Origin of the sequence: Kocuria salina (assembly GCF_013368965.1) — a bacterium.
In the GTDB taxonomy this organism is placed as follows: Bacteria; Actinomycetota; Actinomycetes; order Actinomycetales; family Micrococcaceae; genus Kocuria; species Kocuria rosea.
The window spans coordinates 16,054-41,277 of record NZ_SSSF01000008.1 but is presented as its reverse complement, the minus strand read 5'-3'; the positions used below and the strand labels follow the sequence as shown (position 1 = coordinate 41,277).

General features: G+C 68.6%; 22 protein-coding genes. 12 read left to right on the top strand and 10 right to left on the bottom strand.

Annotated features, from left to right (window positions below; translation table 11 throughout):
* The first annotated feature begins 68 nt into the window (after positions 1-68).
* From E7Z53_RS15015 to E7Z53_RS15000, 4 genes are all read left to right on the top strand, one after another.
* Positions 69-1,850 carry a DUF2334 domain-containing protein gene (locus E7Z53_RS15015; protein WP_176338109.1) on the top strand — a complete coding sequence of 594 codons (1,782 nt, stop codon included), beginning with the start codon at positions 69-71 and terminating at the stop codon, positions 1,848-1,850.
* Positions 1,851-1,920: 70 nt separating this feature from the next.
* Positions 1,921-2,574 (top strand): deoxyribose-phosphate aldolase, encoded by a 654-nt coding sequence (deoC, locus tag E7Z53_RS15010; RefSeq protein ID WP_176338108.1) that lies wholly within the window; start codon positions 1,921-1,923, stop codon positions 2,572-2,574.
* Between the two features lie 116 nt (positions 2,575-2,690).
* Positions 2,691-3,131 (top strand): hypothetical protein, encoded by a 441-nt coding sequence (locus tag E7Z53_RS15005; RefSeq protein WP_095651447.1) that lies wholly within the window; start codon positions 2,691-2,693, stop codon positions 3,129-3,131.
* A 177-nt stretch (positions 3,132-3,308) separates the two neighbouring features.
* Complete coding sequence (locus E7Z53_RS15000; protein ID WP_176338107.1) at positions 3,309-3,752, top strand: hypothetical protein; 444 nt, start codon at positions 3,309-3,311, stop codon at positions 3,750-3,752.
* Between the two features lie 119 nt (positions 3,753-3,871).
* On the opposite strand, the gene mfd is transcribed toward E7Z53_RS15000, so the two are convergent.
* The gene (gene mfd / locus E7Z53_RS14995; RefSeq protein WP_176338106.1) at positions 3,872-7,591 is read right to left on the bottom strand and encodes a transcription-repair coupling factor; all 3,720 of its coding nucleotides are present in this window, start codon (positions 7,589-7,591) and stop codon (positions 3,872-3,874) included.
* A 210-nt stretch (positions 7,592-7,801) separates the two neighbouring features.
* Between mfd and E7Z53_RS14990 the strand changes: the two genes are divergently transcribed.
* Together E7Z53_RS14990 and E7Z53_RS14985 are read left to right on the top strand one after the other, a co-directional pair.
* Complete coding sequence (locus E7Z53_RS14990) at positions 7,802-8,299, top strand: DUF2505 domain-containing protein (protein ID WP_176338105.1); 498 nt, start codon at positions 7,802-7,804, stop codon at positions 8,297-8,299.
* Between the two features lie 156 nt (positions 8,300-8,455).
* Entirely contained in the window at positions 8,456-10,177 is a 1,722-nt protein-coding gene (locus tag E7Z53_RS14985) for a glycoside hydrolase family 5 protein (protein WP_176338104.1), read from the top strand.
* A gap of 151 nt (positions 10,178-10,328) precedes the next feature.
* Here the strand turns inward: E7Z53_RS14985 and E7Z53_RS14980 are convergent, their stop codons facing one another.
* The 4 genes from E7Z53_RS14980 to E7Z53_RS14965 all read right to left on the bottom strand — a co-directional run bounded on the left by E7Z53_RS14980 (position 10,329) and on the right by E7Z53_RS14965 (position 13,358).
* Entirely contained in the window at positions 10,329-11,018 is a 690-nt protein-coding gene (locus E7Z53_RS14980; protein WP_176338103.1) for a hypothetical protein, read from the bottom strand.
* Complete coding sequence (gene pth, locus E7Z53_RS14975; protein WP_176338102.1) at positions 11,015-11,593, bottom strand: aminoacyl-tRNA hydrolase; 579 nt, start codon at positions 11,591-11,593, stop codon at positions 11,015-11,017. The genes E7Z53_RS14980 and pth overlap by 4 nt, the downstream gene beginning before the upstream one ends.
* Positions 11,594-11,699: 106 nt before the next feature.
* Complete coding sequence (locus E7Z53_RS14970) at positions 11,700-12,317, bottom strand: 50S ribosomal protein L25/general stress protein Ctc (RefSeq protein ID WP_176338101.1); 618 nt, start codon at positions 12,315-12,317, stop codon at positions 11,700-11,702.
* Positions 12,318-12,569: 252 nt separating this feature from the next.
* Positions 12,570-13,358: a WecB/TagA/CpsF family glycosyltransferase gene (locus E7Z53_RS14965; RefSeq protein WP_176338100.1), complete on the bottom strand. Its 789-nt coding sequence runs from the start codon at positions 13,356-13,358 to the stop codon at positions 12,570-12,572.
* A gap of 351 nt (positions 13,359-13,709) precedes the next feature.
* Here E7Z53_RS14965 and E7Z53_RS14960 point away from each other — a divergent pair, with 351 nt between their 5' ends.
* A complete protein-coding gene (locus tag E7Z53_RS14960; protein ID WP_176338099.1) occupies positions 13,710-15,194 on the top strand; it encodes a sugar transferase in 1,485 nt (494 codons plus the stop codon).
* A 24-nt stretch (positions 15,195-15,218) separates the two neighbouring features.
* Here E7Z53_RS14960 and E7Z53_RS14955 read toward each other — a convergent pair whose 3' ends face one another.
* From E7Z53_RS14955 to E7Z53_RS14945, 3 genes are all read right to left on the bottom strand, one after another.
* Positions 15,219-15,635 carry a hypothetical protein gene (locus E7Z53_RS14955; protein WP_176338098.1) on the bottom strand — a complete coding sequence of 139 codons (417 nt, stop codon included), beginning with the start codon at positions 15,633-15,635 and terminating at the stop codon, positions 15,219-15,221.
* 36 nt (positions 15,636-15,671) lie between these two features.
* Positions 15,672-16,592, bottom strand: a complete 921-nt coding sequence (locus E7Z53_RS14950; protein ID WP_176338097.1) for a sensor histidine kinase — start codon at positions 16,590-16,592, stop codon at positions 15,672-15,674.
* 151 nt (positions 16,593-16,743) lie between these two features.
* Positions 16,744-17,112, bottom strand: a complete 369-nt coding sequence (locus tag E7Z53_RS14945; RefSeq protein ID WP_176338096.1) for a hypothetical protein — start codon at positions 17,110-17,112, stop codon at positions 16,744-16,746.
* Positions 17,113-17,304: 192 nt separating this feature from the next.
* Between E7Z53_RS14945 and E7Z53_RS14940 the strand changes: the two genes are divergently transcribed.
* Positions 17,305-17,721, top strand: a complete 417-nt coding sequence (locus E7Z53_RS14940; RefSeq protein ID WP_176338095.1) for a VOC family protein — start codon at positions 17,305-17,307, stop codon at positions 17,719-17,721.
* Between the two features lie 66 nt (positions 17,722-17,787).
* On the opposite strand, the gene E7Z53_RS14935 is transcribed toward E7Z53_RS14940, so the two are convergent.
* A complete protein-coding gene (locus tag E7Z53_RS14935) occupies positions 17,788-19,386 on the bottom strand; it encodes a Mur ligase family protein (protein ID WP_176338094.1) in 1,599 nt (532 codons plus the stop codon).
* Between the two features lie 291 nt (positions 19,387-19,677).
* Between E7Z53_RS14935 and E7Z53_RS14930 the strand changes: the two genes are divergently transcribed.
* The 4 genes from E7Z53_RS14930 to E7Z53_RS20855 all read left to right on the top strand — a co-directional run bounded on the left by E7Z53_RS14930 (position 19,678) and on the right by E7Z53_RS20855 (position 24,435).
* Entirely contained in the window at positions 19,678-20,139 is a 462-nt protein-coding gene (locus E7Z53_RS14930) for a hypothetical protein (RefSeq protein WP_176338093.1), read from the top strand.
* Between the two features lie 301 nt (positions 20,140-20,440).
* Positions 20,441-21,976: a sugar transferase gene (locus tag E7Z53_RS14925; protein ID WP_176338092.1), complete on the top strand. Its 1,536-nt coding sequence runs from the start codon at positions 20,441-20,443 to the stop codon at positions 21,974-21,976.
* A gap of 141 nt (positions 21,977-22,117) precedes the next feature.
* Positions 22,118-22,795 (top strand): acyltransferase, encoded by a 678-nt coding sequence (locus E7Z53_RS14920; RefSeq protein WP_176338091.1) that lies wholly within the window; start codon positions 22,118-22,120, stop codon positions 22,793-22,795.
* Positions 22,796-22,953: 158 nt separating this feature from the next.
* On the top strand, positions 22,954-24,435 hold the full coding sequence (locus E7Z53_RS20855; protein WP_369597997.1) for an O-antigen ligase family protein: 1,482 nt from the start codon (positions 22,954-22,956) through the stop codon (positions 24,433-24,435).
* Here E7Z53_RS20855 and E7Z53_RS14910 read toward each other — a convergent pair.
* On the bottom strand, positions 24,402-25,202 hold the full coding sequence (locus E7Z53_RS14910; protein ID WP_176338089.1) for a glycosyltransferase: 801 nt from the start codon (positions 25,200-25,202) through the stop codon (positions 24,402-24,404). The two genes, E7Z53_RS20855 and E7Z53_RS14910, sit on opposite strands and share 34 nt — an antisense overlap.
* Positions 25,203-25,224: the final 22 nt, after the last annotated feature.

The window sequence follows — 25,224 nt, the reverse complement described above, 5'->3', positions numbered from 1 at the left end:
AGATACTGCACGCCGAGCTCCCCGGGCCGTTCCACTGGGGTCCCGGGGAGCCTCGCTGAGGAGATTTCATGAGCAAGCCCTTCCAGCTGACGAGACGCGGGCGAGTCGAGTGGTTCGTCGGTCTGGCCGCCCTGCTGGCCGTGTCCGTCGGAACTGTCTTCGGTCTCACCGACGACACCCTGGTTGAGGGGGAAGGCTCTCCTCTGGCGCAGCAGTATGCAGCCGAGGCGAAAGAGGGCCCAGATGCTCGTGCTGGGGAAGCGGTATTCGATCGTCGATTCGGGCAGACCGGAAAGATGTCCACCTTGGTCCTCTACGACAACACCGGTGAGACGTCCGACGACGCTGAAATGTATGCCGTGGCAACGGCCAATCTGGCGACGCACTTCGGTGAAGCAGAGATCCAGCCGGTGGCTGACTATGCGGCGAACACGATGGAGTCATTCGACGCCGTCATCTACATCGGGACCGACTTCGCGGCCTCCCCTCCTCGAGGTTTCCTCGACGATGTCCGTGAAGGCGGGATACCGGTGATGTGGGTCGACCAGAACATCGACGACCTCGCAGGGTGGGAGGCCGGCAGTTCGGCCGCGTTCGTCGATCAGTACGGTTGGGACCCGCACAAGTCCCTCACGGTGGAGAGCGGTCTGGTGAGGACAGTCGTGTACAAGGACCGTGAGGTGTCCCGCACAGCCGAGGGCGTTGCGGAACTCGCGGCCCCGGTCATCGAGGTTGACGAGGCCGTGGAGGTTCTCGCGACCTCCCAGTGCCGGAACGACGACGGAGCGACGCAGTGCAGTCCGGAGCAGCGTGTGCCGTCCAGTGAAGCCCCGTGGGCGATTCGCTCCGGAAACCTCACCTATGTCGCGGAGATTCCTCTGGACTACATCGACGTGAACGATGTCTACCTCATCTACTCCGACTTGTTCTACGACCTTCTGGCCCCGGAGACGCCTGAAGTGAAGCAGGCCGCAGTGCGGCTCGAGGATGTCGGCCCGGAGGCGGACCCGCAGGACCTCCGTGCCGTGGCCGATTATCTGCACGGGGCCGGCGTGCCTTTCCAGGTTGCAGTGATGCCGATCCACGTCGCACGAACGCCGGATGGAGACGACTGGTACGGGCTGAGCCTGCTGGATCGTCCTGAGGTGGTGGACGCCCTCAAATACATGCAGGAGCGGGGAGGGACGTTGATTCAGCACGGAACGACCCATCAGTTCGGGGCGGCCGACAACCCTTACAGCGGGCGCACCGGCGAGGACTACGAGTTCTATCGATACGGCTGCAGCACGACGGCACAAGAACCGTATGAATTCGGCAAGTGCAAGAACGACTCCTACATCCGCCAGATCGGACCCGTGGCCGAGGACAGCGTGGAGCAGCATGTCGCCCGGATTGAGCAGGGTCGTCAGGTCATGAAGGATGCTGGTCTGGGTGAACCGGTGATCTTCGAAACTCCGCACTACGCCGCCTCAGTCAACGCATACGCCGCCATATCCGAGGTCTACGATGCCCGCTACGAGCAGTCGGACTACTTCGCGGGCATACTGTCGCAGAAGCCCAGCGAGCCCGGGAAGGCCTACAGCCAGCATTTCCCTTACACCGTCCATGACATCTACGGGGCCAAGGTCTACCCCGAGAACTTGGGGAACATCACCGAGACCGAGCAGAACAACCACGCCGTCCGTGATCCGAAGTTCCTCGTCTCCCGTGCCGAAGCGAACCTGGTGGTGCGCGAGTCAACGGCCAGCTTCTTCTTCCACCCCTATCTCGATCTGGAGTACTTGAAGAAGACGGTGCAGGGCCTCAATGACCTCGGATTCGAGTTCGTGCAGGTGTCCGAACTCAAGTGAGCCAGCTCAAGGCGTCGTTGGATCGCCGGTAGGCTGGGCGCGACCCGCCCGCCCTGTCGAAAGGCCGCCCGTGACCACCCCCCAGCTCGCCTTCTACGTCGACCACACGCTGCTCAAGCCGGAGGCGTCCCGCGAGCAGATTGCCACCCTGTGCGCGGAGGCGAGGCAGTACGGCTTCGCCTCGGTGTGCACCAACCCGCTGTGGACGCCGTTCGTGCGGGAGCAGCTCGCGGGCAGCGACGTGCTGACCTGCGCCGTGGTCGGCTTCCCGCTGGGCGCGTCCGCAACGGAGGTCAAGGCCTTCGAGACCGCGACGGCCGTGGCCGCCGGGGCCGACGAGATCGACATGGTCATCGACATCGCCGCCGCCCGCGCCGGCGAGCGCGAACGGGTCGAGGCCGATGTGCGCGCGGTCGCCGAGGCCGCCCACCAGGGCGGGGCCCGGCTCAAGGTGATCATCGAGACGTGCCTGCTGACCGACGAGCAGAAGGTCCTCGCCTGCGAGGCCGCCGTGGCCGCCGGCGCGGACTACGTGAAGACCTCCACGGGCTTCTCGACCGCCGGGGCCACCGTGGCGGACGTCCGGCTGATGCGCGCCACCGTGGGCCCGGACATCGGGGTCAAGGCCTCCGGGGGGATTCGCACCCGCGAGGATGCCCTGGCGATGATCGAGGCCGGCGCCTCCCGGATCGGCGCCAGCAGCGGTCCCGCCCTCCTCGGCTGAGTCCGCCGCGCCCTCCGCCGGGCACCGCCGCGGCCCGCGCCCGAGCGACTAGACTGGCCCCGAACGCCCCGCGGCCGCCGTGGCCGGCCGCTCCCACCGTCAGAAGGATTGGATCCATGGCCAACCGAGCCCAGTCGTCCACCAGCACCGCGGCGGACGCGACGCCCAGCGGCCGCAGCGGCGGCGCCACCGTCCGCTCCCACTCGGGCCAGGGACGCACGGTCAACAACCTGATCTTCCTCGTCCTGTGCATGGCGATCATGATCGGCAGCTTCATCGCCTTCGCCAGCTACCCGAACAGCCCGCTGATCTGGTTCATCGGCCTGGGCCTCTACGCCCTGGCGCTGCTGATCCCCGTGAGCCTCCTCCAGAACAGCACCGCGAAGAAGGCCGAGGGCGGGCGCACCATCCTCATGCACGTCCCGCCGAGCACGGAGGTCGCCGGCGAGCCGACCACCGCGGCGGCCTTCCCGGACCCGCCCCGCAACATCGGCACCCGGGACGCCGAGGTCCGCGCCGAGCACAAGAACGACGCCCTGGGCAAGGCGACCCAGTAGCCCGCCCCGCACGACGACGCACGGCCCCCTCCCGCACCCGCAGGAGGGGGCCGTTGGCATTGCGGACGAGGCGGTCGCGCGGAGCATCTGGGCGTCGGTCGGTGCGACTAGACTGGCCGGGAATGCTTCGCGGCCGCCCGTGACCGGCCGCCTCCCACCGCCAGAAGGGTTAGATCCATGGCCAACAGAGCCCAGTCCTCCACCAGCGCCTCGGCGGACGCGTCGACCGGCCGCAGCGGCGGCGCCACCGTGCGCTCGCACTCCGGCCAAGGACGCACGGTCAACAACCTCGTGTTCCTCGCGCTGTGCATGGCCATCATGATCGGCAGCTTCATCGCTTTCGCCAGCTACCCCAACAGCCCGCTGATCTGGATCCTCGGCCTGGGTCTCTACGCCCTGGCCCTGCTCATCCCGGTGGGCATCCTGCAGAACAGCACCGCTAAGAAGGCCTTCGGCGGCCGCACGGTCCTCATGGACGTCCCCTCCTCGACCGAGGTCCCCGCCATGGGCCAGGGCCGCACCGCCGCCGCGTTCGACGACGGCCCCCGCGACGCCCGCGAGCGCGACGCCAGGACCGCGGCCGTCCACCACGGCGACAAGTACGGCAAGAACGTCGAGTAGGGCCGCGCCGGGTCCGACGACGACCTGACGACCGCTCGCACCGCAAAGGTCCCCTCCCACTGCGGGAGGGGACCTTTTCCGTGCCCGGTGGACCGGACGGCGGCCGCCGCGCCGACGGATCAGGCCGTGGCCGGCTCCTTCGCGAAGACCGCCTCGACCACGCCGCGGGCCCAGGCGAGCACCGCGCCGTCCACGAGGTCCTTGCCGCCGATCCGCTCGGTCTTGGGCTTGGGGATGAGCACCTGGAAGGTGTCGGTGCCGGGCACCGCCTTGACCTGCGCGCCCGGGTAGAGGCGGGTGAGCCGCATCTGCCGGGACTCGGGGAGGTCGGCCGGGGCGAAGCGGACCATGTTGCCCTGCGCCGCGACGTCGGTGAGACCGGCGGCGCGGGCGGTCACCCGGAAGCGGGCGACCTCGAGCAGGTTCTGCACGGGCTCGGGCACCTCGCCGTAGCGGTCCACGAGCTCGTCGGCGACCTCCTGGATCGCCTCCTCCGTGGCGGCATTGGCGAGGTTGCGGTAGGCCTCCAGGCGCAGCCGCTCCCCCGGGACGTAGTCGTGCGGCAGGTAGGCGTTGACCGGCAGCTCGATCTTCATCTCGGTGGGCCGCTCGTCCTCCTCGCCGCGGTACTCGGCGACGGCCTCGCCCACGAGGCGCAGGTACATGTCGAAGCCCACCCCGGCGATGTGCCCGGACTGCTCCCCGCCCAGCAGGTTGCCGGCGCCGCGGATCTCGAGGTCCTTGACGGCCAGCTGCATGCCGGCGCCGAGCTCGTTGTGGGCGGCGACGGCCTTGAGCCGCTCCAGCGCCGTCTCGGAGAGCGGCTTCTCGGCCTGGTAGAGGAAGTAGGCGTAGGCCCGTTCCCGGCCGCGGCCCACGCGCCCGCGCAGCTGGTGGAGCTGCGAGAGACCGTAGCGGTCCGCGCCGTCGACGATCAGGGTGTTGGCGTTGGCGATGTCCAGGCCGGTCTCCACGATGGTGGTGCACACCAGGACGTCGAATTTCTTCTCCCAGAAGTCCACGATGATCTGCTCCAGCCGGGACTCGGACATCTGCCCGTGCGCCACGGCGATCCGCGCCTCGGGCACGAGCTCGGCGAGCTCCTTGGCCTTGCGCTCGATCGAGGAGACCCGGTTGTGGATGTAGAACACCTGGCCCTCGCGCATGAGCTCGCGCCGGACGGCGGCGGAGACCTGCTTGTCGGTGTAGCCGCCCACGTAGGTGAGCACGGGGTGGCGCTCCTCCGGCGGGGTGGCCAGGGTGGAGGTCTCGCGGATGCCGGTCAGCGACATCTCCAGGGTGCGCGGGATGGGGGTCGCGGACATCGCCAGGACGTCCACGTTGGTCCGCATCGCCTTGAGCTTCTCCTTGTGCTCCACGCCGAAGCGCTGCTCCTCGTCGATGACCACGAGGCCGAGGTCCTTGAACTGGACCTCCTTGGACAGCAGCCGGTGGGTGCCGATCACCACGTCCACGGACCCGTCCTTGAGCCCGGCGAGCGTCTCCTTGGTCTCCTTGGCGGTCTGGAACCGGGAGAGCGCGGCCAGGCGCACCGGGAAGCCGGAGAAGCGCTCGGTGAACGTCTCGGCGTGCTGCTGGGCCAGCAGCGTGGTGGGCACGAGCACGGCGACCTGCTTGCCGTCCTGCACGGCCTTGAACGCCGCGCGCACCGCCACCTCGGTCTTGCCGTAGCCCACGTCCCCGGAGATCAGCCGGTCCATGGGGACCTCCCGCTCCATGTCCGCCTTGACCTCGTCGATGGTGGTCAGCTGGTCCGGGGTCTCGATGTAGGGGAACGCCTCCTCGAGCTCGCGCTGCCACGGGGTGTCCTCCGCGAAGGCGTGCCCGCGGGAGGCCATCCGCGCCGAGTACAGGCGGATCAGCTCGTTGGCGATGTCCCGGACGGCCTTCTTGGCGGCGCGCTTGGTCTTGTTCCAGTCGGTCCCGCCCATCTTGGACAGGGTGGGGGTCTCGCCGCCCACGTAGTTGGTGACCTGGTCGAGCTGGTCGGTGGGCACGAACAGGCGGTCCCGCGGGCCGTTGCGCTTGGAGGGGGCGTACTCGAGCACCAGGTACTCGCGCACGGGCTTGGGCTGGCCGGGCTTGATCATCGCCCCGGCGATGGGCCGCTGGATGAGCTCCACGAACTGGCCGATGCCGTGCTGTTCGTGCACCACGAAGTCGCCCTGGCTCAGCGCCAGGGGGTCCACGGCGTTGCGCTTGCGCCGCACCGGGAGCTTGCGCATGTCCTTGGTGGTGTAGGGGCTGGCCTTGCCCAGCAGGTCCGCCTCGGTGAGCAGCACGATCCGCGGCCCGTCCAGGGCGAAGCCCTTGCCGGCCACGGCGGTGGTGAGCTCCACGATCCCGGGCTGCGGCTGCTCGGCGAGGGTGTCGCGGCGGGCGGCGGGGATCCCGGCCTCGTGCAGCAACTCCGCGATCCGGGCCAGCGGACCGGGACCTTCCGTGACGGCGACGACGCGCCAGCCGTCCGCCACCCGCCCCTGCAGGAACTCGAGCATCGCCTCGACGTCCCCGTGGAAGCCCAGCGGGTCCCGGGCGGCCACGGTGAGGGTGTCGGCGTCCGAGTCGATGAGAGCGATGTCCTCCGCGGCGGTGTCCGCGTCCACGTCCTGGCCGGCCACCGCGTTGACGTTGAGCGCGGTGACGGCCCACCAGCCGAGGCCTGCTCCCAGCGCGGTGGCCCGGGCCTCGGCGAGGGTCTGGAAGGACCCGGAGGTCAGAGTGCGGCCCTCGCCGTCGTCGTTCCGGACGACGTGCTCGGCGGAGGTGATGTCGATGGGAGCGGACTGCCCGTCCGAGGCGGAGTCCCACGCGGCGAGGAGGAACTCCTCGTTGGTGGCCACGAGGTCGTGGGCGCGGGTGCGGACCTTCTCCGGCTCCATGACCACCACGAGCGAGCCGGGCGGGAGCAGGGACAGCATGGGCACCAGGCCGTCCACCAGCAGCGGCGCGAGGGACTCCATGCCCTCCACGTAGATGCCGCCGGCGATCCGCTCGAGCATGGACTCCGCGCCGGGCAGGGAGTTCTTGAGCTTCGCAGCCCGGGACATCACGGACGGGGTGATGAGCACCTCGCGGCACGGCGGGGCCACGAGCCGCTCCGGGTGGTCCCCGGTGGTCAAGGTGCGCTGGTCGGCCACGGCGAACCAGCGCAGCTCGTCCACCTCGTCCCCGAAGAACTCGATCCGCACCGGGTGGTCCTCGACCGGCGAGAACACGTCGATGATCCCGCCGCGCACGGCAAACTCCCCCCGCCGGGTGACCATGTCCACCCGGGCGTACGCGGCCTCGGCGAGGGAGGTCACGGCGGCGTCGAAGTCGAGCTCCTCGCCCCGGGCGAAGCGCACCGGCGCCATGTCCCCCAGGCCTTCGACGACGGGCTGCAGCACGGAGCGAACCGGGGCCGTGACCACTCGCAGCGGGCGCTCGGCATCCTTGCCGGCCAGCCGGCGCAGCACGTCCAGGCGGCGGCCCACAGTGTCCGAGCGCGGCGAGAGCCGCTCGTGCGGCAGGGTCTCCCAGGCCGGGAACTCCGCGACCTCCTCGGCCGGCAGGTACGCGCCCAGGGCGGCGGCGAGGTCCTCGGACTCGCGGCCGGTCGCGGTGACGGCCAGCAGCACCGGGGCGCGGGAGCCGGCCGGGGCGGGTGCGTCGTCGAGGGCGCCGCGCAGCTGGGCCGTGAGCACCGCGCGCATCCCGTCCGGGGCGCTGATCACGGTCTCGGCGCTGCGCTCCCCCGGCGGCAGGCCGGCCTGGGTGCGGAGATTGGCGAAGGAACGCTCCGCCCCGAGGGCGGCGAGCAGTCCGGACAAGGTCATGGGTGAGCAGTCTCCTGGGACGCTGAGTGGGGTGCTGGTGGAGCACAGAGGCTGTCGGAGCCAACGTTCGCGGGTCCCAGCTTACTCCCGGGCCCCGACAGGGCCTCGTCCGGACCCCACCGTCCCGCCCACAGCCCTGGCCGCGGGCACCCGCCTACCATGGGAGCACGCAACCGCCCCTGCCGATCCGCCGCTACCGAGGAGTCCTCCATGGCCGTCACCGCCTCCACCACCGTCCCCGCTCCCCTCGACCAGGTCGTGGTGACCTTCACCGACGAGGAGTTCATCCGGCACGTGACCCACCGCGCCGGGGCCACCCTGGACTCGGTGGAGGTCGCCGGGGACGTCGAGGCGCAGTTCGCCGTGACCACGGTGCGGACCATGGCCGCGGACCGGCTGCCGGAGATGGCCCGGAAGTTCGTGGGCTCCTCGGTGCAGCTCACCCAGGTGGACACCTACCACACCCCGGAAGCCGACGGGATCCGGATCGTGCGCACCGAGATCTCCGTGGGCGCCCTGCCGGTCTCCGGGTCCGCCACCCAGACCCTCACCCCGCAGGGCGGCTCCACCGAGGTGCACGTGCACTGCGTGGTGAAGGCCAACATCCCGTTCGTCGGCAAGATGGTCGCCGAGGCCGCCGAGCCGTTCATCGGCAAGGCCCTGTCCCTGCAGTCCCAGGAGGCCGAGGCCTGGCTCGCGAAGCGCTGAGTCCAGCCGGTGGGTCGGCTGCCCGAAAAGCAGCCACATACTTGTCGTATTCGCGGACTTGGCACCGTAGCTCGTCAGGCGAGACGTGACTTGTGACGCATTGAGCAGGAGGCTCCTGTGCCTGTCCCCCCATCGAGACCGCCTCACCCCTGTGGGATGACGGTACGGCTCACCCGGCTGAAGATAATGCTCGGGGTTGTGATCCTGGTGTGCTCCGGATGCACCATCGATCTGGGAAACAGCAGTCCTGCCCCAGAGAGCGATGTGCGCACAGGGTTCGTGCGAGCAGAAGGCCGGGGCTTGGTAGTCGATGGACAGCCCACGCGTCTCAAGGCCGTCAACTTCACCAACGAGTACGAACTGGACATCGTGCCCAACGAGCTGCTGACATCCGGCCACCATTCCGAACGTGACTACGAGCGCGTGAAGGACCTGGGGTTCGACAGCATCCGTTTCGCGTTCAAGGGTGACTGGTACATGGAGGACCCGGATTCGTTCTGGGCGTGGCTGGACCAGAACGTGGAGTGGGCACGGCAGCACGGTGTCCGGCTGATCCTCGACCTCCACATTCCCATCGGCGGCTATTGGCTGGGGTCCAGCACCGGCGCCGCCGACTTCGACATGTGGACCGACGACGAACTCCGACAGCAGAACATCGATCTTTGGGCGAGCATCGCGAAGCGCTACCGCGAGGAGCCTGCCGTCGCGGCCTACGACCTGCTGAATGAGCCGGTGACGATTGATTCGAGCGGCGAGCAGTGGCGGAGTCTCGCACAGGACATCGCTGATGCGATCCGGTCGGTGGACCAGAACCACCTTCTGGTGGTCGGCGCCGTTTACGGTATGGACGGCGCGTTCGACCCGGAGGGAGCGAAACGTCATCTGCTCGTGGACGATGACAACGTCATGTACGACTTCCACTTCTACGACCCCTACCGGTACACGCACCAGTTCGCGTCGTGGGTGCCGACGCTCCGGGACGGCGGCCGCTATCCCGATCCCGATCACCTGGTCCCGACCACTCCGCCACGGGTGCTGAAGGGCAACCGCATCGGCACGCCACCCCTGCCGACGGGGACGACCAGCTGGACGGAGTTCGACAGCGGCAAGGTCACCCTCGACGAACGCGCCGCCACCACAGCTTCTCCTCAGATCGTGGTGGAGGGCGGAATGAGCGGGACCGTTCACATCGACAGCATCAGAGTCACGGAGTACGACCCCTCCGGGGTCGAAATCCGCGAGGTCCTCCAAGACCAACTGACCGAGGACAGCACCACCACGTGGTTCCCCTGGACGGGCCAAGACGGTGGAGCATCGTCCGTGACGCACACGAGGGAGTCCTCGGGGCATCAGGACGACGCCAGCCTGTCGATCAGTGGAACGGTGACGTCCGGAGCTGGTTGGAGCAGCAGCGAGAATCTGTTCACGGTGTCGCCCGGCAATCAATATCGCATTCAGGGATACATGCGCGGTGACGAGGTGACCGGGCTCCAGGGCAGAAGTCCCCGGGTGGGACTCCAGTTGGAGCTCTACGGTGAACAACCCGACGCGCCGGGAGACGGCTTCATGGCGCGCGACATCGAGTATCTCGACCAGATCATGGCGGAGAATCTCCGGTTCGGCGCCGAGCACGAGGTTCCGATGTCGGTGCTCGAGTTCGGTGCGGTCCGGCATGTCTTCGAGATCGACGGCAAAGGCGGCGATCAGTGGGCCAGCGACGTGCTGACCCTGCTGCGGAAGTACGACCTCAGCTTCGCCTATTGGGAGTACCACGGCCCGGAAATGGGCATCTACCTGGACCTGGACGGCGAAGAAGGTGAACCGAACGACGCACTACAGGAGACCCTGCGGCGCGAACTGCTCGCGGACGATGACTGATGCCCACCAAACAGCGCCTCGGACGAACACGGACGCACGAACCGAAGCAAAGGTCCGTGGCAGCAGGCACCTCCTGTCCCGTCCTTGATCTCGGCACGACCGCGGAACGCGTCCGGCGCAACGTGGACGCGCGCTACTGAGAGGCCGCGCTTCAGTGCACCGTCCGGACGAGCAGGAGCGTCATGGTCAGCAGCTTCACCGTGATCCGCACCAGTGCCGCGACCTCGCCCCAGGGGCCGTCGAACAGGCCGGGGCGGACGGCGCCCACCAGGACGTAGCCCGAGGCGACGAGCACGAAGGGCACCACGGTGGTCAGCAGCGACCAGGACTCGGTGCGCGCACGGGCTCCGCTCCGGCGGTGCAGGGAGATCAGTCCACCCACCAGCACGAGTCCGGACGCCGCCCAGAACAGCAGTCCGCCGAGCTCCTGGGCGGTGGTCGCGCCCAGCGAGGGCATCAGCCGGTCCAGGGCGAGGCGGGCGCCCACCCGCTCGTGGATCCGGCAGAGGTCGTCGGCAATCAGCAGGAGGAAGACGCCGCCCCACGCGGCGAGCACCCGGTGCGTCGCATCGCGCAGGCCCAGGTGTAGGAGGAGGACAGCCGCGGCGCCGAGCTGGAGAAGCCCGAAGGACTCCATCAGTGAGCCGTCGATCCCGCCGTTCCACAGGGCGCCCGTGCGGAAGAGGCGGAACCAGCTGCCGTCCGGGTCCAGGACGGATCCGCTGCGGTGGAGGACGTGCGCAGTCAGCAGCAGCGCGTCGACCACCATGACCGCACCGACGATGCGCACGGGCCGGGGCACTGCGGTCTCACGCGCCCACAGCACCCGGGCGGGAATCACCGCGCGTGGAACTTCTGCTGCGCCTCGAGCAGTCCGTTCTCGACGAGGTGCTCCACCGCGTCGGCGGCGTCGTCGAGCAGGAAGGGCAATTCCTTGCCCTCGGTGGAGGAGAAGGGCTTGAGCACGTAGGAGGCGGCGTCCATCCGGCCCGGCGGGCGACCCACGCCCACCCGCACGCGGTAGTAGTCCTTGGTGGACAGGGCCTTGGACATGTCCCGCAGGCCGTTGTGCCCGCCCTCTCCCCCGCCGATCTTGAGCTTCAGGGCGGCGAAGGGGATGTCGATCTCGTCGTGCACCGCGATCACCCGCTCGGCGGGGATGTCGTAGAACTTGGCAAGGCCGGCCACGGGCCCGCCGGAGGTGTTCATGTAGGTCAGGGGCTTGGCCAGCACCACCCGCGGTCCGCCCGGGCGCAGCCGGGACTCGAGGACCTGGGCGCGGGTCTTGTGCACCTTGAAGGTCCCGCCGAGCCGGGAGGCCAGCTCGTCGAGGACCATCTGTCCCACGTTGTGCCGGGTCCGGGCGTACTCGGGACCGGGGTTGCCCAGCCCCACGACCAGCCATGCGTCGGACATCGGTGCCTCCATCGAAGTGGTGAACAGTGCGGTCATGCGAAGTGCGGGGCGGCTCGCAAGCCGCCCCGCACTTCGAGGATCACGTGGATCAGATGAGCGGTGAGGCTCAGGCCTCGTTCTCGGGGACGACGTCGCCCTCGGGGGCCTCGGTCTCGCCCTCGGTCTCGGCCTCGCCGAGGTCGACGGCCTGGGGCTCGGAGACGTTGATGACCAGCAGCTCCGGGTCGGAGACCATGGCCACGCCCTCGGGCAGGCGGACGTCGGCGGCGTAGACGTGGTCGCCCACGCCGTGGCCGTCGAGGTTGATGGTGACGGAGTCCGGCACGTTCAGGGCGTCGGCCTCGACGGTGAGGGTGTTCTCCTCGACGTTGTGCACGGCGGTCGGGTCGACCTCGCCGATGACGTGGACGGGGATCTCGACCTCGACCTTCTCGCCGCGGCGCACGGCGAGCAGGTCGATGTGCAGGATCTCCGGGCGGGTGGCGTGGCGCTGGATGTCCTTGACCATGACCAGCTGGGTGGCGCCCTCGACGTCGAGCTCGAGCACGGCGTTGGAGTGGCGCACGGCGAGCATGGTCTCGTGGCCGGGGATGATCACGTGCTGCGGCTCGGCGCCGTGGCCGTAGACGACCGCGGGGATCTGGTCGTTGTTGCGGATGCGGCGGGCGTAGCCCTTGCCGAAGTCGCTGCGCGTGGTCGCGGGGATGCGGATGGTGTCAGCCATGGGAACTCCTCGAAGTCGGGTCTGTCGTCTGAATGGCCAGGCGATACCGGCCGCAGACCCTCCCCCGTCGTCTGGACTCCGGGCGACGCGCCTCGCGGGCGCCGCACCGGTGGGGGCGGGAACGTTCAACCAGCCGTCGTCGATCACGGGACCCGCAGGGGTCCCCTCGCCTTGGCAACCGCATAAGGCTAGCACGCGCCACGGAACCCGACGGCCCTGGACGGGTCTCCCGGGCCCCCGCGATGGGTCGGCTCAGGCGACGGCACCCCGCCGGACGGCCTTGGTCACCAGGAGGTAGGCGAGGATCCACGGCTCGACGACGTACCGGTGGCCCAGCCGCTTCGGCAGCGTCACCAGCCGGTACGCCCACTCCAGCCCGATCGGGCCGAGCCAGCGCGGTGGCGGCTTCTGGATGCCGGCGTACTCGTCGATCCCGCCGCCGACGGCCGCGTAGATCGCCGTGGGCAGCTCCTCCCAGCGCCGGCTCAGGAACTCCTCCTGCAGCGGCATGCCCAGGCCCACGATGACGAAGTCCGGCCGGAACTCCTGGAGGGACCGGACGACGTGGTCCTCGAGCACGGGGTTCCAGCCCTCCCCCGGCCAGCCCTCGATCCGCCCGGCGGACGCGTCCCGCCGGAGCAGGTCCACCGTGCGGGCGTTGCCGGCGGCGGTCGCGCCGACGACGGCGACGCGCCGCACCGGGGTGCGACCCATCAGGCCGGGCAGCCAGTCCAGGGTGCCGAGGCGGTGCCGCTTGGCACTGAGGTCGCGCCCGGAGCGCCACTTGGCCAGCTTCAGGACGGGGAAGCCGTCCGTCAGCACCACGTCGGCCTTCTCGTAGAAGGCGCGGAACGTCGGGTTGACCTCCCACGTGTAGAGACTGTGCAGATTGTGGGCGAGGACGGCGGCCTTGCGGCGCTCCTGCCACGTGGCCGAGATCCATCGGTGCAGCTCCTCGGCGTCCATCGGCGTCACCCGGACACCGCTGACCGGGATCTCGATCGGGTCCGTGCTCCGGTCACGGGACTGGTGCTTCAACATGCGAACTCCCCCTGTGCTGCGCCTCTGCGGCGCCTCGCTCCCCCGCCGGGACCCGGGAACCGGGCCGGCCTCTCGACCAGGGAGCGCCGTCCGTGGTGCGGCGAAATCCCCCCGGATCCCGCCGGCGGACCGGCACCCCTGCAGCGCACGTCTCGCGACCCCCAGCCCTGGGGACCGGCGAACATGCGCTTGCATTCACGCTAGCAAAGAGAGTGGAGCATCCACCCCTCAGGACTGTCCCCTGTTAAGCACCTGTTTACATCGATGTGCACTTGTAAAGTCATCGATGGGGGCCGGAACCACGCCGGGGGGCGTAGGAGGAGTGTTCCGGCCCCCGCACACTCGGGGGGAGTGACCAACGTGCTCAAGAAGAACATGTCCGTGCGACCTGCCGCCTGGCGGGAGACTCACATCAACAGCCTGCGTCGCCTGGACGCGCTGGCCCTGGCGGCCACGCTCGTGCTGACGCAGCTGATGCGCTTCGGCCTCGACCAGGAAGCCCTGGAGCTCGGCCGGCTCACCGTGCCCTACTGGCTGGTGGGCACCGTGCTCGGCGCCGCCTGGTGGGGCTGGCTGGAACTGCGGGGCGCCCGCGACGTGCGCCTGATCGGCTACGCCGTGGAGGAGAACCGGCAGGTGGTCTCCGCCACCCTGGTGCTCTTCGGCGCCCTGGCGATCCTGTCCTACGTGCTGAACGTGCCGATGGCCCGCAGCTACGTGGTGATCGCCCTGCCGCTGGGCACGCTCCTGCTGCTCGCGGGCCGCGGCCTGGTGCGGCGAGGGCTGACCCGCCGCCGGCTGGCCGGCGAGGCGATGTCCCGGACCCTGGTGGTCGGGCGCGTGCCGGGGGTCGTGGAGATGCTCAAGTCCCTGCAGCAGAACCCGGCCGCGGGCTTCGACCCGGTGGCGGTCTACGCGCCGTCGTCGTCCCGGGTCCTGCCGCACCACCTGGCCCGGGTGCCGATGCCCCAGAACATGCTGCCGGCCGGTGAGGCGCCCAGTGTGGAGGGGATCGTGGCCGCGTGCCGCGCCCACCGGATCGAGACCCTGGTGATGGCCGCGTCCGCGCCGCTGAGCTCTGAGGAGGTCCGGCACCTGTCCTGGTACCTGGCCGACGAGCGCATCCGCCTGGTCCTGGACACCGGGCTCACCGACATCGCCGGGCCGCGCATCCACACCCAGCAGATGGCCGGCCTGCCCCTGATCCACGTCTCGACCCCGCGGCTGAGCCGTTCCCGGCGGATGCTCAAGCGCTCGGTCGACATCATCGGCGCGCTCACCGCGCTGGTGGCCCTGTCACCCGTGATGCTCGTGCTCGCGATGATTGTCAAGGCCCACGACGGCGGGCCCGTGCTCTTCGCCCAGGAGCGCACCGGCCTCGACGGGACGAGCTTCCGGATGCTGAAGTTCCGCTCCATGTACACCGACGCCGAGGAGCGCAAGGCCGAGCTCATGGCCGCCAACGACGCCAAGGGCGGGGTGCTGTTCTTCATGGCCGACGACCCCCGGGTCACCACCCCGGGCCGGTGGATGCGCAAGTACAGCCTCGACGAGCTGCCGCAGTTCCTCAACGTCCTCAAGGGCGAGATGTCCCTGGTGGGCCCGCGCCCGCCGCTGCCCTCGGAGGTCGCCCAGTACGAGGAGCACGTCCACCGCCGGCTGCGGGTCAAGCCCGGCATCACCGGCCTGTGGCAGGTCTCGGGCCGGGACGACCTGGACTGGGAGCAGGCCGTGCGCCTGGACCTCTACTACGTGGAGAACTGGTCCCCGGTCCAGGACTTCGTGATCATGCTGCGCACCGTCAAGGCCGTGGTCGCCAAGGAAGGCGCGCACTGACGCGCCTTCCTCCGCCGGGCCGTCTCATCGGCCGGCTCGTCCGGTCGGCACCGCGCGACCACGCCGGGAGAGCAGGTGCTGCAGTCCGTACATCACCGCGACCAGCGCGAGGAGCCCAGGCAGATAGGTGTCGTCCGCCCACGGGGCCTGCACCCCGGTGATCGTCGCCCCGGAGCTCATCACCGCCGCGCCGGCCAGCAGGCCGGCCACGGCGGGCAGGACCACCGTGCGCAGCGCGATGCGCCAGCCGCGCCGCACGCCGGTGGCCACGCTGAAGACGGCGTAGAGCACCGCGAAAAGTCCCAGCACCGCGGGTGCCGTCGGCACGCCGAGGCCCTCGAGCACGAACAGCGCGAGCACCAGTCCCACCGGCACGGCGAGCACCGCCCACCACGGCGGCCCGCCGAAGAAGGCGCGAGAACCGGTGACGGGACGGGACATGGAAACACCTCGGGGAGTTCGACGACGGAGAAGCGGCTACTTCACCGTAGCCACACCGGAGGCCCCGGCCCCACCGACGAAAGTCTGAGTTCGGGCATCGTCGGCGACCGGGACCCCCTCGCGCGCTGAGGTCATCGGCAGCGTCAGAGTGAACACGGTGCCCTCACCCAGGGTGCTGTGGCACGTCAGGGTTCCGCGGTGCTGCTCGATGATGGCTTTGCTCAGGGCGAGCCCGATGCCCAGGCCCGGAGTGGTGCTCATCCGGGCGCTGGGGCCGCGGTAGAACTTCTCGAACACCCGGCGGACGTCCTCCGAGGACATGCCGTAGCCGTGGTCGATGACCTGCACCTGGGCGGAGTCGCCCGACTGGGTGCCCAGCACGAACACCGTGCTGTTCGCGGGCGAGTACTTGATGGCGTTGGAGATGAGGTTGTCCAGGACCTGGCGCATGCGCACGGGGTCGCAGTCGACCACCAGGGTGTCCGGCGCCCAGGCCTTCACGGTGATCCCGGCCCGATCGGCGTGGGGCTGGGCCGCCTCGGCGGACTGCTCGAGCAGCGCCACGAGATCCGCGGGGACGACGTGCAGATCGGCGGCGTCCCGGTGGGAGTTCAGGAAGTCGTCGACCAGGCTCAGCAGCTGGTCGGCGTTGCGCTCGATCACCTCCAGACCGGTCTGCGCAGAGCCGGGCAGCCGGTCGTCCATGGCCAGCAGCTCGGTGTAGCCGCGGATGGACGTCAACGGGGTGCGCAGCTCGTGGGAGATGCCGGCCACGAGCTCGTCCTTGGCCTGCAAGGCGTCCACGAGTTCGGTGACGTCGCTGAAGGAAAGCACGGCCCCCTCCGCCCGCCCGTGCTCGTCGCGCATGACGCGGGCGGTCGGCCGGGCCATGGAAAAAAAGGGGGCGCCTGCCCCGTCGTACAGCACCGGGATCGCCGAGGACGACGACGTGCGCACCAGGCGCTGCTGGGCGTGGGCGTGCAGGTGCCCGTTGTTGGTGAGCAGGGGACGGCCGGTCTCCGGCAGGGCTCGTCCGACGGCGGGGGCGCCACCCCGAGAGTGGGTGAAAATTGCGAATGCTAGCGCGTCCGGCCCGCCGCTGAACCGCTCAGGCGGCCGGGATCAGGGCCGCGTCGGCCGCACCGGGAGTCCCGAGTTCGAGCAGCGCTGCTCGAGCCACTTCGTAGTCGGCCACCACGGACACGAGGTCCACGCCGTGGAAATCCGTGATCCGTCCGTGGCTGATGTTCGCTTCGTGCTCGGTGTCCAGCAGGCAGGCCGGGACCAGCTCGACCGGCACCCGGTAGTCCGCCCACACGTAGGTGTGCCCGGGGACGCGTCGGCCCTCGGTCATGGACTCGAGCACGGCCTCGAGACCCGGGTCGTGGCCGGAGGGCAGCTGGTAGGAGAACAGGCGGGCCCACTCCACCGCCCCGGTGGGAGCGGAGGCGGTGAGGATGCTGAGGGTCACGGTCATCGTGGGGTTCCTTCCGGGACGCTGCGCGGACCGGCGGAAGCACCTGTCCTCCCCCAGCCTCCGTGAGCTGGGTAACAGGGGCGTGTCCCGGACCTGCCAGCTTCCCGTGCCTTCCACGCCCTGCGGCGGAATGTCGCCCCGGCGGGCCATTGACTACCGTGAGAGGTGGACGCCAGGAAAAGAGGTGTACGGATGACCGATTATCCGCAGTTGCAGACCACCGTGCTGGACACGACGGACGTCCGGGGGCTGGCGGAGTTCTATCGGCAGCTGCTGGGTCTGCAGTACCGGCCCGGGGACGAGCCGCCGGCGGACGGTTCCGCGAACGACCACGACTGGCTGGTCCTCACGAACGCGGACGGTGCACGGCAGCTGGCGTTCCAGGCCGTCCCCGCCCTGCCCCGGGTGACGTGGCCCGACGCCTCGGGCGTCGCGCAGCAGCTGCACCTGGACCTGACCGTCCAGGACTCGGAAGCGCTTGAGCTCCAGCGGGAACGGGCCCTCGAGCTGGGCGCCGAGCAGCTGCTCGATCGCGCCGACGACCCGGACGAACCGCTGTACGTGTTCGCCGATCCCGCCGGGCACCCGTTCTGCATCTTCGTCGCGTAGGCGCGGACAGAACTCCACCGCAGAGCCGGGCCGGGCCGCTGCCGCTCTGACTGGCAGGCTGTGCCGTCAGAGGCCGGGACGAGGAGCGTTCCTGGCGAGAGTGATCGCGGCGGCGGCCGCGTGGACCTCGTCGCGGTCCACGAACGGCACCCGGCTCCCTCGCGGGCCGATCTCCATCCACTGCTCGTGCCCCCTGCCGTTGAGCACCACCGTGCCGTCCGGTCCGGCCGTCTCGAGGGCGAAGCGGATGGCCTCCCGCCGGGTCGGCAGCTCGACGACCTCGGGCACGGGCAGACCGGCGGACCGCCGCGCCTCCACCGCACAGCGAACGCCCCGCATCACCGTGGCGCGGATGGCGGCCGGGTCCTCCGTCCGGGGGTTGTCGTCCGTCACCAGGACCACGTCGGCGCCGGACTCCACGGCCGCGACTCCGGCGGGTTCGCGCTTCGTGGGGTCGCGGTCCCCGCCGGAGCTTGCGGTGACCACGAGCCGCCCGCGAGTGCGCGCCCGCAGTGCGGCCGCCGAGGACGCGAGCGCGTCCGGGGTGTGGGCGAAGTCGACGACGACGGTCGGCCACCCCGGCCCGAGCTCCACGTGTTCCATCCGGCCGGGAACGCTCACCGGCCCGTCGAGAGCAGCAGTCACCTCGGAGGGCGATACCCCGAGCTCGAGCAGCATCAGTGCGGCCACCGCGGTGTCGGTCCGGTTGTGCTCACCGGGCAGCGGCGTCCGCAGCGCGAGACTGCCGGCCGGGCCTTGGAGGAGGAACGCGTCCTCGCCCCGCTCCCCCGCGATGTGCCACTGCGCGTCCAACCCGGGATCGTTGGCCAGGCTCACCACGGGCACCCCGCGGCGGCCGGCCAGGTCGCGGAGACGGCGCCCGGCGTCGTCGTCGACCACCACCACCGCCCGGGACGTGAACTCGGGGCTGAAGAGACGTGCCTTGGCGGCGAAGTAGGACGCCATGTCCCCGTGGTAGTCGAGGTGCTCGTGGGTGAGGTTGGTGAAGGCGACCACGCTGTAGCGGATGCCGTCCACCCGGTGCTGGTCCAGGGCGTGGCTGCTGACCTCCATGACGCAGGCGTCCTTGCCCGCGTCCCGCATCTGCGCCAGCAGCTCCTGCAGGAGCGGGGCGGCGGGAGTGGTGACCGTGCTGGGCCGGCGCCGGTCGCCCACCACGGTCTCCGGGGAGCTCAGCAGCCCGGGCCGGCGGCCCAGGCGGGCCAGGGCCGCCTCGAGGAGATAGGCAGTGGTGGTCTTCCCGTTGGTGCCCGTGATCCCCAGCATGGTCAGGTCCGCGGCCGGGTGGCCCCGCAACCGGGCCGCCACCGGGCCCAGCGCGGCGCGCGGATCGTCGACGACGACCACCGGCACCTCCGGCGACTGCCCCAGGAGCTGTACCCCACGGCGGTCGGTGAGCACCGCGACCGCACCGGCCTCGATCGCCGCCGCGGCGTGCCGGACGCCGTGCCCGCGACCGCCCTGCCGCGCCACGAAGAGGTCGCCCGGGCCTGCCTCGCGGTGGTCCTCCACCACCCGGCGCACCACCGGGTCGTCGAGCACGTCACCTGTGGCGAGCGTCCCCCCGATGTCCTGCACCAGATCGGCGAGGAGCACTGCTCCGGACGGCGACGGCCCGCCCCGCGCGCGCTCAGGAGAATTCACCGTTCGAGCGTATCCGCGCCCGGGAAGTAATCAGTACACGTATGAATTCACGCAGTCTTGCCCCGGCCAGCAGAGCGGCCCGTGTGGCCCCCGACACACTCCGGACACACCGCCTGGACAATGGTCTATCCCGAACCACTCTCCGCATAGGAACAAGAGGCTGACAATAGACTTTTGTCCGGTCCGATGGGGACCATGTGGGGACAAGAAACGCCCCCCACTAGGACCGTTGCCCCGATACGCTCGGAGGACCCGAAGATCCGTACCCCTCGACGGACAAGAGAGAATCCGATGCGCACCTCCCCCCTTGCCACTGACGTCCAGCACTACCTCGAGTCCTGCTCCCCCGCTGGACTCACCCTCCTGGAGCTCGACATCGTCGAGGACGTGGCCGAGCTCACGCTGGCCTTCACCCCCGAGGCCCTCGACCGCGTGCTGCGCACCCAGTTGCGCACCGCCGGCACCCCGAGCGACTGGGACTGCCCGAAGGCGTCCATGGAGGTCGGTACCCCCACCTGGGCCTACGCCCTGGACCTGGCGTACCTCTTCAACGAGCACTACTTCGGCCACGTGGTCCTCGAGCGGCACGAGGCCGCCCTGGGCGAGATCCTTGCCACCCACGGCCACGAGGGCACGCCCGTGGTGATCCGCCCGGCCTACGCCCCCAGCTGCCTGGCCCTGAACCTCCGCCGCCTCAAGGCCGAGCACCTCCGCACCGCCGACCACACCGCACCGGAGGCCCGCGCCGCCTGAGCGGCCGGCTCCACAATGCCTTGGTCCCCCGAGTGGGGGACAGAAAATGGCACCGTCACCGTCGGGGCGACTTCCCCGCCCGACGACGTGATCCCGGTCACCACTAGGCACGACGCCGTCCCGCGAGTTCTCGGCACAGGCAAGTGCAGACGCAAACTCCTTCGTCATAGAGCCGGTTTCATCGATTTGCGCCACTAAACTGGCGACAAGTGCAACGCAGCGCGCGGTCCACCGTCTCTCCCACGGGCTGGGAGGAGATACCCCAGGTGGCCGCGTGCTTTTTCGGGGAGGGAGCACCACCATGCTCAAGGTCAACGAGATCAGCCGAGCGGACGACCACCGGCGTCCGCAGCTCAACAGCACACGAACCACCGCTCGCGACGCCGCGTCCCGCTCCGGATGGCGTTCCGCCTACCTCACCCGCACGCGCTGGGCCGATGCACTGGCCCTGCTCGTCACCCTCATTGGCGCCCACCTGCTCCGCTTCCAGCTGGAGAACGCCGGCCTCGACCTCGGCCCCTTGTCGGTTCCCTACTGGATCGTGGGCATCGCCCTGGCCCTGACCTGGTGGATGCACCTGGGCGCCCGCGGCGCCCGCGACGTCCGCCTCATCGGCCACGGCCTCGAGGAGACCCGGCAGGTGGTGCACTCAAGCCTCATCCTCTTCGGCGCCATCGCGATCATCTCCTTCGGCTTCGACCTCCCCACAGCGCGAAGCTACGTTTTGCTGGCCCTCCCCCTCGGGCTGGGCTTCCTGATTCTCGGCCGTTTTCTCGTGCGGGACCGGCTGGTCAAGGCCCGCTACAAGGGTGAGGCGCTGTCCAGGACCATGGTGGTGGGCCGGCTGGCCGGAACGTGCGACCTCATCAAGTCCCTGCGCCAGCACCCGACCTCCGGGCTCGACGCGGCCGCCATCTACGTCCCCGAAACCCGCAAGCCGATCCCCGCGGAGCTGCAGCGCATGAGCCTCCCGCCCAACGCGCTCGCCCCGGGTGCACGCCCCACCGTGGAGGGCATTGTCGACGCGTGCCACGAGCGCGACATCGAGACCGTCGTCCTGTCCTCCAACGTCCCCCTGGGCACCACGGAGATCCGCCACCTCAGCTGGCAGCTCGCCGACGCCCACATCCGACTGGTCATGGACACCGGCCTCACCGACATCGCCGGCCCCCGCATCCACATGCAGCAGGTGGCCGGTCTTCCCCTCATTCACGTGGCCACCCCCAAGCTGAGCCGTAGCCGGGCCATGACCAAGCGCCTCATGGACATCCTCGGCTCCGGCGCCGCCTTGCTCATCCTCTCCCCCGTCCTGCTCACCCTGACTCTGATCGTCAAAGCCCACGACAAGGGCCCCGCCTTTTTCGCCCAGGAGCGCATCGGCCAGGACTGCTCGCGGTTCAAGATGTTGAAGTTCCGCAGCATGCGCACCGACGCTGAGCAGGTCCTTCAGCGCCTCAAGAAGCAGAACGAAGGCGCCGGCCTACTGTTCAAGATGAAGGATGACCCCCGCGTCACCGCCCCCGGCAAGTGGATGCGCCGCTACAGCCTCGACGAGCTCCCCCAGTTCCTCAACGTACTCAAGGGCGAAATGTCCTTGGTGGGCCCCCGCCCCCCGCTCCCCGCGGAGGTGGAGCAGTACGAGGACTACGTTCACCGTCGACTGCGCGTGAAGCCCGGCATCACCGGCCTGTGGCAAGTTTCGGGCAGGTCGAACCTCGATTGGGAGCAGTCCGTGCGCTTGGATCTCTACTACGTGGAGAACTGGTCCCCGGTGCAGGACGTGTTGATCTTGGGACGAACGCTTAAAGCCGTGATGGTGAAGGAAGGTGCGTATTGAGCACACGCTCGAGCAATGCGGCACGGCGAGCATGCATTGGGAGCTGAGCCTGGATACGTTGACCGTCAAATCTCCAATACGTACCGGGTCATCGACGAGTCGTACCGCTCAATGAGCAGACATATCGATACAGTGCACCATATGGCGATCCTCAAACGTGCATTGCGACTCTTCGAGTCCGGCGGAGAACGTCCTTTTCGACCGTCCGTGATTAGAACCGCGACGTTCTCCCTTCGCACCACAGCGAGGAATGCGCTCGTTGGCAGACGTTTCCGCATCCTCAATTACGGCAACTTGCGCGTTGCCCGAAACGCTCGTCTCCGCTTCGGAACAGGCTTCTACGGATTTCTGGACGGATCCGAGGCCGCCCTCATCCGGAATCGCGGTACCTTGATCCTTGAAGGGGACGTCTCCGTAGGTGGCGGCGCGCGGTGGGACATCGGCCCAGAGTCGATCGTTAGCATCGGCGACGGAACATACTTCTCCCCCAATGTCCTCCTCGTCTCAAGTAAGGGCATATCGGTAGGGGCCAAGTGCGCGATCGGGTGGGAAGTTCAGCTGCTCGACACGGATTTTCATGCCCACGGGCTTGCACGAAGGCACGTGGAGCTCCCTCCAGCCACGAGCTTTCGGTCGTCAGTCGAGATTGGCGACAGAGTTTGGATCGGCAGCGGTGTCAAAGTCTACAAAGGCGTGCGAATCGCCGAAGGTTGCATCGTCGCCGGGGGGTCGGTCGTGACCCGATCCGTCCTCGAGCCGGGTTCCTTGGTAGCCGGAAACCCGGCACGAGTCATTAAAACCGGGGTGACCTGGCAATAAGCCGTTTCCCTATTATTCCATCTGCCCCTACCCCCTAAAGGTCGATAATTTTCATGTACCTGCGCCTCCCGCCGCACGAAATCAGCAAGGGTCGAAAGACGACCCCTGTCACCGCTTCCCCCGCAGTAGTGCGCATGGGCCCAGGTGCTTAGGAAAACATGGCTTATCTCTACGCCACTTTGGGCGTCCTCGCTCTCGGCCTGACACTGAGTAGCCTGCGGGTGCACTGGAGAGCGAAGGCTGTGGACTCCACATTTCTGTATTTTGTGGCGCTTACTATTCTTCCGTCGTTGGCCGGGCTGATCGCCCAACTCACCGGAGGACGCCAAGTCACCGTAGGTTTCGGAGGCGCAACGACGGTGTCCATGTCGGGTGCAGCCCTTGCGGCGGCCAGTGTCACCCCTGCTCTAGTCCTGGCGAGCGCCGTTACTTATCTAGCCGCACGAGTGCGGCGCGAGGTCCGCATAAATACGGCCGCCGCGTTATTGGGGGTTATACTCGTGGCCGGGATTTTCGGTCACGCACACACTACGCAAGGGCTCCCTGCGGGACCCTCCGTTCTTACGTACGTCGCCGCGGCACCGCTTCTCCTTGCGCCGCGTAATCTGTCTGGACTTTTCGGGTCCGCCCACGCGCTCGGAGTCCTGATGGGCCTTAGCGGTATTGCCGCAATCCTTGCACCGGACGCAGTGATGGTCGAATGTGATCTTCGGAAGTGCGGCCCTTTAGGCCACCTTTTTTCGGGCGCATCGTACAATTTCAATTCGTTCGGCATGCTCGCCGCCCTGGCCGTCCCTGTGCTCTATCTCGGACTAAGCAGGTTTGGGCTACCGGTCGCCTTTATTGCCGCCATATTGGGGTTGTCGAGCGGATCCCGGACCTCACAACTGGCGATCATCTTGACTTTCGCACTCATTTTAGTGCACTCATACACGACCCACGCGCACAGGCGGCTCGTGCTGCCGATCTTCGTCGTCGGAGTCGCCGGGCCTGCAGCGCTGAGCGTTGTATTGCCGTTCAGCGGCCTCGACCCGGTGACGTTCACCGGGAGAAGCGGCTTATGGGACCTGGCCCTCATGCGCATCGCGGACTACCCATTGCTGGGACTAGGCCCGGACAGCTGGCCGGCGTTGCAAGCGACGGGAGACATTGCTCGGGCCTCCGCGTACTCGCCGCACAACCAACTGCTGGACGTGTTGTTCGTCGGAGGGGCTATTGGTTTGCTGGCCTTCGCTGTTTTCGTCGCTCATGTTGTCCATTCGAACAGGGCACATCTCACCACCATTCTCCTGCTGTTCGCACCGGCGGCGACCCTGTCCATCACGGAACGCCCGTGGAGCACTGGCCGACTGGATTGGGTCAGCTGGTCGCTCTTCCTTACCGCCTCCGTCTGGTTGAACGCTCGAGCCACATCCACCGCCAAGGCGCCGAGGACTCCGCTAGGCTCTGTCCTTCAGGCGACACATCCTCAAAGGAAATGCGCCACGAGTGACGGACTGATGCGCTTGAGGAACGAGGTTTCGCCCGTACAGACCCACTCTCCCGGTGCGGGAGGCTGGCCTGGAGTCGTTGCCGTCCCCGACGAAATACGACGTGCTTCTGGAGGCTACCCGGCACGATCGTCGCGGCCTGAGCGGTAGTAGGGCCTGCTTCCCACATCGGGAGCGTCGGCGTGAGGGATACGGGGCAGCACAGAAAGCAAGAACCTGTCAGACGCCAACAGTCCCGCCTTAACTAGAGGAACCAGAACTCCGGGGATCCTCGGGGCGTATCGTTGCGACACCAAGGCCGACTCGTCCCCCGCACCCTTGGTCGACGAGATGCTCGTGGCGTGGACCCTGAACGAGGCCACTTCTCGATTCACGTAGACGACCTTGCCGACCCTTGAGAGCTTAATGAACAGGTCTTGATCCATGGAGTTGCGCAGTCCGATGTCTAGACCGCCGACATTTTCGAAGGCGTCCCGTCGCATGAGCGAACCCGGCTGGCTCATGAAGTTCTTACCGAACACCGCATAGCGTGCCGCCCACGCCCCGGACCGAATGACCCACTTCGAGTCTCCATTCGCGTCGATATAGCGCACTCGTCCCAGGACCAGAGAGGCCCGGGGCTCGTTCTCCAGGACACCTACAGTCAATGCCAAGGAGCCCGGAGCGAGCACGTCGTCGTCGCCGAGCCACCCGAGATAACGGACAGCGGCAGGAAGGTCCTCGAATCCTTGGTTGAGCGCCTCGGACAGCGATTGGCCACGCTCAGAGACGATGCGTGCGCCATATTGCTTGGCCAGCCCGTCCAGGGATGCACTAGCGGGAGCCACGAGAACGAGATCCACGTCGACCTGCTGCCTCGCTACGGAATCGAGCGTCAATTCCAGCCACTCCAGATTCCGCCCCAGCGTGGGCACCACAAATCTGATGAGAGCGTCACTA